At 67.0% G+C, this 4,763-nt stretch carries 6 protein-coding genes; 4 read left to right on the forward strand and 2 right to left on the reverse strand.

All coding sequences use genetic code 11. From position 1 onward, the window contains the following. Together EN781_RS26330 and EN781_RS26335 are read right to left on the reverse strand one after the other, a co-directional pair. On the reverse strand, positions 1-880 hold an 880-nt coding region (locus EN781_RS26330; protein ID WP_145965631.1), incomplete at its 3' end, for an L-idonate 5-dehydrogenase. Positions 881-893: 13 nt separating this feature from the next. Further along, entirely contained in the window at positions 894-1,841 is a 948-nt protein-coding gene (locus tag EN781_RS26335) for a 2-hydroxyacid dehydrogenase (RefSeq protein WP_126057946.1), read from the reverse strand. Between the two features lie 78 nt (positions 1,842-1,919). Between EN781_RS26335 and EN781_RS26340 the strand changes: the two genes are divergently transcribed. Genes EN781_RS26340 through EN781_RS26355 form a run of 4 tightly spaced genes read left to right on the forward strand, consistent with a single transcriptional unit; the run spans position 1,920 to position 4,396 of the window. Next, on the forward strand, positions 1,920-2,675 hold the full coding sequence (locus EN781_RS26340; RefSeq protein WP_126057945.1) for an SDR family oxidoreductase: 756 nt from the start codon (positions 1,920-1,922) through the stop codon (positions 2,673-2,675). After that, positions 2,644-3,180 carry a gluconokinase gene (locus EN781_RS26345; RefSeq protein ID WP_127400481.1) on the forward strand — a complete coding sequence of 179 codons (537 nt, stop codon included), beginning with the start codon at positions 2,644-2,646 and terminating at the stop codon, positions 3,178-3,180. Before EN781_RS26340 ends, EN781_RS26345 begins: the two co-directional genes overlap by 32 nt. After that, on the forward strand, positions 3,177-4,058 hold the full coding sequence (locus EN781_RS26350; protein WP_126057943.1) for an NAD(P)-dependent oxidoreductase: 882 nt from the start codon (positions 3,177-3,179) through the stop codon (positions 4,056-4,058). The genes EN781_RS26345 and EN781_RS26350 overlap by 4 nt, the downstream gene beginning before the upstream one ends. Beyond that, positions 4,055-4,396, forward strand: a complete 342-nt coding sequence (locus EN781_RS26355; RefSeq protein ID WP_126057942.1) for a hypothetical protein — start codon at positions 4,055-4,057, stop codon at positions 4,394-4,396. The genes EN781_RS26350 and EN781_RS26355 overlap by 4 nt, the downstream gene beginning before the upstream one ends. The last annotated feature ends 367 nt before the right edge of the window (positions 4,397-4,763 follow it).

Here is a 4,763-nt window from a genome sequence, read left to right on the forward strand (position 1 = left end):
GATGGAAGCGGAACGAGCCGTTGATCGACAGTTCCTTGGCGGTGACCGTCGACATCGGCAGCGCCATCTCGGCGCCGCCGAGGCCGAGCTGCACGATGGTGCCGCGCGGACGCGTCGCCGCGATGCCTTGCGCCAGCGCCGCCGCCGCGCCCGAGCATTCGTAGAGAATGTCGAACGTCCCTTTGTCGGCGAGATAGGGAGCCAGGCCCTCCGGATCGGTCCTCGTGTTGATCGCCTTGTCGGCGCCGGCCTGCAACGCCATCGACAAGGTGAAATCGGCGAGGTCGACGGCGACGATCTCGGCCGCACCCGCGCGCCGGGCGCTGAGGATCGACAACAGGCCGATCGGCCCGCAACCGGTGACCAGGACGCGCTTGCCCAGCATCTCGCCGGCCCGGCGGGTGGCGTGGAGGCAGACCGCCAGCGGTTCGGCCATCGCCGCTTCGCCGGCGCTCAATCCATCGGCGGGCACGCATTGCGGCGCATCGGCCACCAGCATTTCGCGGAACGCGCCCTGGATGTGCGGGAATGGCATGGCGCTGCCGTAGAAGCGCATGTTGAGGCACTGGTTATGCATCCCCTCGCGGCAGTATCGGCAGCTGTAGCAGGGCCGCGACGGCGAGACCGCGACCAGTTGGCCGGGCTCCAGCCCGCTGACGCCGGAACCGATCTTCTCGATCAGGCCGGAGACCTCGTGGCCGAGGATCATCGGCTCCTTCAGGCGCACAGTTCCGAAGCCGCCATGATTGTAGTAGTGCAGGTCGCTGCCGCAGATACCGCCGGCGGCAAGACGCAACAGCACCTGGCCCGGCCCCGGCTCCTCGACGGAACGGTCCTCGATGCGCAGGTCCTTGGCGGCGTGGATGACGATCGACTTCATGGTGAGCGAGCTCCTACAGCACCGGCGAGATGAGCGGCTGGCCGGCGAAATGAGCGGCGAGGTTGTCGCGCACCAGTCTGCCCATCGCCTTGCGCGTTTCGACCGTGCCCGAGGCATGGTGCGGCTGCAAAAGCACGTTGTCGAGCGCGAGGAAGCGTGGATTGAGATTCGGCTCGCCTTCGAAGACGTCGAGCGCGGCCGAGCCGAGCACCTTGTTCTCGAGGGCGTCGAGCAGCGCTTCCTCGTCGATGTTGGACGCGCGCGAGATGTTGATCAGCATGCCTTCCTCGCCAAGCGCCGCGATCACCTCGCCGTTGACGATGTGGCGCGTCGCGGCGGACGCGGCAAGCGTCACGAACAGGAAGTCCGAACGCCTGGCCAGCGCGACGGGATCGGCGAGGAACTCCCAATCGCCGGCAAACTCCTTCGGCGCGACATCGCTGTAGGCGATGTCCATGCCGAAGCCGGCAAGGCGCTTGGCCACCTCATAGCCGATGCGGCCGAGGCCGAGCACGCCGGCCCGCCGTCCCCAGACCCGGCGCTTGAGCGGATAGAGCCCCTTCGCCGTCCAGCTGCCGTCGCGCACCCAGCGCTCCGCGCCGATCATGCCGCGCGACAGGCACAGCATCATGGCGATGCCGAGATCGGCGACGTCGTTGGTCAGCACGTCCGGCGTGTTGGTGACGCGCACGCCGCGCTCCCGGCAGGCCACGAGATCGACCGCGTCGAAACCGACGCCATAGACGGAAACGAGTTCGAGCGACGGGCAGGCCTCGATCATGGCGCGGTTGGCGCCAAGCTCGCCGCGCGTGGCTATGCCGCGCACAAGCGGCCCTACCTCCGCGAGGAAGGCCGGCTTGTCGTCGGCCGCGAAATAGCGATGCACCGTGAAGGCTTCGTTGAGCGGCTCCTCGTCCCATGCGGGATAGGGTCCGACCTGAAGGATGTGAGGCCGCTGCATCGCTATTCGCTCCACTTGACTTGACAGATGATGTTATCGATAACATAAGACGCTCAGCGACGAGAGGCAATCAGGAAAATGTCGTCCAAACTGTTCGATCTCACCGAGCGCACCGCGCTCGTCACCGGCTCCTCGCAAGGCATCGGCTTTGCCTTGGCCAAGGGCCTCGCCGAAGCCGGCGCCAAGGTCGTGCTCAATGGCCGCGACGAAGCTAAGCTGCGTGCCGCGGCAGCGGACATTCCGGGCGCCGCGACGCTCGCCTTCGACGCCACCGACCATGATGCGGTCCGCGCCGCCATTGACGCTTTCGAGCTTGCCGGCGGGTCGATCGACATCCTGGTCAACAATGCCGGCATGCAGTTCCGCACGCCGCTCGAGGACTTTCCCGCCGACGCCTTCGAGCGCCTGCTGCAGACCAATGTCGCCAGCGTCTTCCATGTCGGCCAGGCCGTGGCGCGGCACATGATCGGGCGCGGCCGCGGCAAGATCATCAACATCGCCAGCGTCCAGACCGCGCTCGCCCGCCCCGGCATCGCGCCCTATACGGCGACCAAGGGCGCGGTCGGCAACCTGACCAAGGGCATGGCGACCGACTGGGCCAGGCATGGCCTGCAATGCAACGCGATCGCGCCCGGCTATTTCGACACCCCGCTCAATGCGGCGCTCGTCGCCGACCCGGCATTCAGCGCCTGGCTCGAAAAGCGTACGCCGGCCGGTCGCTGGGGCCAGGTCGAGGAACTGGTCGGCGCCTGCGTCTTCCTAGCCTCCGATGCGTCATCCTTTGTCAATGGACACATTCTCTATGTCGACGGCGGCATCACGGCTTCGATCTGATCCCCCGCCGCGCATGGTGGTCATGGGCGTCACCGGTTCGGGCAAGACGACGGTCGGCGAGGCGCTCGCCCATGCGATCTCGGCGACATACGTCGATGGCGACAAGCTGCACCCTGAGGCCAACATCGCCAAGATGAGCGCCGGCATTCCGCTCGACGATGCCGACAGGTGGCCCTGGCTGGCCAAGGTCGGCGAAACGCTGCGGCAACGGCCCGCGCCGGTAATCGTCGGCTGCTCGGCGCTGAAACGCGTCTATCGCGATTTCATCACCGAGCAAGCAGGCGAGCCGGTGCTGTTCATCTATCTCGACGGTTCGCGCAAGCTGATTTCGAAGCGCATGCATGAGCGCACCGGCCACTTCATGCCCACCAGCCTGCTCGACAGCCAGTTCGCGATGCTGGAGGTGCCGGGCAAGGACGAGAATGCGATCGCGGTGACAATCGCTGCGCCGCTCGATGAGATCGTCGCGGACATAGCAGCCAGGCTGGCGGGAGGACCGACATGACCAACAGAGTCGCACTGATTGGCGCCGGCGCCATGGGCGGAGCGATCGGCGAGCGCCTGCTCGCCACCGGCAATCGCCTCGCTGTGTTTGACCTCGACAAGGCCAAGGTCGAGGCGCTGGTCGCCAGGGGCGCGACTGCGATGGCGAGCGCGGCCGAGGCGGCCGGCGCGGCGGATTATGTCATCCTCAGCCTCAATTCAGCCGCGATCGTGCGCCGCGCTGTGTTCGGCGACGCCGGCGTGGCTGCGGGCGCAAGGCCCGGCACGCTGATCATCGACATGTCGTCCATCGATCCCGACGCGACGCGCCAGCTGGCCGCCGATGCGAGCGACAAGGGTTTGCGCTGGGTTGACAGTCCGCTCTCCGGCGGTGCGCCCAAGGCGCTGATCGGCGAGTTGACGCTGATGGCTGGCGGCGAGGCACAGGACGTTGCGGATGCCCACGCCGTGCTGCGCGACGTCGCGAGCAACTACACCCATATGGGACCGGCCGGCGCCGGCCAGACGACCAAGCTGATCAACCAGGTGCTGTGCGCGCTGAATTTCATGGCCGTGGCGGAAGCGACCCGCCTGGCGCTCGACGCCGGCGTCGACGTGCTCAAGATCCCGCAGGCGCTGAAGGGCGGCCGCGCCGACAGCGCCATCCTGCAGGAGTACCTGCCGCGCTTCGCCACCCGCGACTACCGCCGCACCGGCCGCATTGACAACATGGTGAAGGACCTCAACGCCGCCCAGGATTTGGCGCGGCGCACGCACACCGCGATGCCGCTGACAGCAGTCTGCGCCGAGGTGCATCGGCTGCTGACGGCCGCCGGACTGGGCGGCGAGGACCAGGCCGCACTGATGGAATTCTTCCAACGCAAAGAGGACGGCAAATGATTACGCGCTACGCACTGTTCGAGGGCAAGGTGAAGGACGGCCAGACGGAAGCGTTCCGCAGAGACGTGATCGAGACCGTCCTGCCCAAATGGAAAGCCTTCCCGGGCGCGCTCGATGTCCGCGTCTCCTTCGCCGAGAAGCGCGACGACGGCGCGCCGGAATTCCCGATGATCCTGGCGATCAACTACCGCGACCTGGCGGCGGTCGACGCGGCCCTCGCCAGCCCCGCCCGCGCCGAATCGCGCGCCGCGACCGAGGCGGTGCTGGGCCGATATTTCGAGGGCCGCATCCACCACCATGTCACGATCGCCAACGAGTTTCCGCTGGCGGAGAATTGACCGGCACCGCACAATGGCTGCGGTGCCTTGGCGATGCGACACGACATTTGTGGCGATGACCAGCAACGACTGACCGGCGGAGACCCTCGGCTATTTGCCTGCTTTCGGATTGCGGGAAAGACAGCGACGGTCGGCGCTCGAGGTGGCTCTCGGGAGACCTGCGGAGGCTCAGGCGGCGGCGCTTCCGGAGCCTTTGGTCCGCCGGCTGAAAGACGGACCGAAATCGCGAAAACGCGCCACTCGCGATTGACGGGCTCGTAGAGTAGCTCGCGATGTGCGAGGAGGCACCATGACCGGCGAGACCATCCACGTTCGACGGCGGGCAGCGGCTGATCTAAGCCAACAAGCGCCTCTGCTCCTCAACTCC

It is taken from the genome of Mesorhizobium sp. M4A.F.Ca.ET.090.04.2.1 (genome assembly GCF_003999085.1).
Classification (GTDB): domain Bacteria; phylum Pseudomonadota; class Alphaproteobacteria; order Rhizobiales; family Rhizobiaceae; genus Mesorhizobium.